We start from the raw sequence: 1,168 nt of genomic DNA on the forward strand, positions 1-1,168 counted from the left end.
GTGCCGGCAGCAGCCAGCGCAACTGGATACGCGTCTCCGGACGCGATTCGCGCACCGGCGGCCACTGCCACAGCAATCGCAGCAGCAGCGCAGACACCGCGACCGCCGCCAGGATCGCCACGGCATGGGTCCACAACGGTTCTGGCGAGCGGACTGGGCGCATGCGACTCCATGGGACAAGGGCCACAGGACGGTCAGCGGCCCTGTCGCGGCGTATTGGCAGCAGCAACAGACCGGCAAAACCGCAGCGAGTTCCAATATCGGCGCCGGCAGGGGCATGATCGGGTTATCGCGCCGGATCGCCAGCACCGGCCTTCGTTGTCGCCGTATCGAGGAGTCGTGCCGTGAATACCGTTGCATCGCAGAATCTGGATGAAAGCGTCGCCAAACAGCTGTTCTTCGGCCAGATCGCCGAGGACGTGCTGTTTCCCTATCCGCAGATCCGCGAGCGCGACCGGGAAATGCTCGGGGCGATGACCGAGGCCATCGACCAGTTCCTGACAGACAAGAGCGCCGCGCTCAAACAGTACGACCGCGATGCCGAGCAGCCGGAGGAGTTCATCCAGGCCTTGCGCGAGATGGGTCTGTTCGGCCTGATCATTCCCGAGGAACACGGCGGACTGGAGCTGTCCAACGGCGCCTATGCGCGCGTGCTGGGCCAGACCAGCAGCCACGACAGCTCGGTGTCGCTGACCATCGGCGCGCACAGCTCGATCGGCATGAAGGGGCTGCTGCTGTTCGGCAGCGACGAGCAGAAGCAGCGCTATCTGCCGCAGCTGGCCAGCGGCGAGATGATCGCCGCGTTCTGCCTGACCGAATCCGGCGCCGGCTCCGATGCCGCGGCGATCCGCACCAGGGCCAGCCGCAACGAGGACGGCAGCTGGACCCTCAACGGCGAGAAGATCTGGATCACCAACGGCGGCATCGCCGGCTTCTACACCGTGTTCGCCCGTACCGACACGCCCGAGGGCAAGGTCACCGCGTTTATCGTCGAGGCCGGCTGGGAGGGCGTCAGCCACGGCCCGCACGAAGACAAGATGGGCATCCGTGCCTCCTCGACCACCACCGTCGCCTTCACTGACGTGCGCGTGCCGGCGGCCAACGTGCTCGGCCCGGTCGGCAAGGGCTTCAAGGTCGCGATGAACATCCTCAACAGCGGTCGCACCGG

General features: G+C 66.4%; 1 protein-coding gene. It reads left to right on the plus strand.

What is annotated here, in order from left to right; genetic code table 11:
- Nucleotides 1-344 precede the first annotated feature (344 nt).
- A partial coding sequence (locus JCM9942_RS16430) for an acyl-CoA dehydrogenase family protein (RefSeq protein ID WP_172675184.1) occupies nt 345-1,168 on the plus strand: 824 nt, incomplete at its 3' end.

The organism is Stenotrophomonas pictorum JCM 9942, from assembly GCF_001310775.1.
GTDB classification, from domain to species: Bacteria; Pseudomonadota; Gammaproteobacteria; order Xanthomonadales; family Xanthomonadaceae; genus Stenotrophomonas; species Stenotrophomonas pictorum.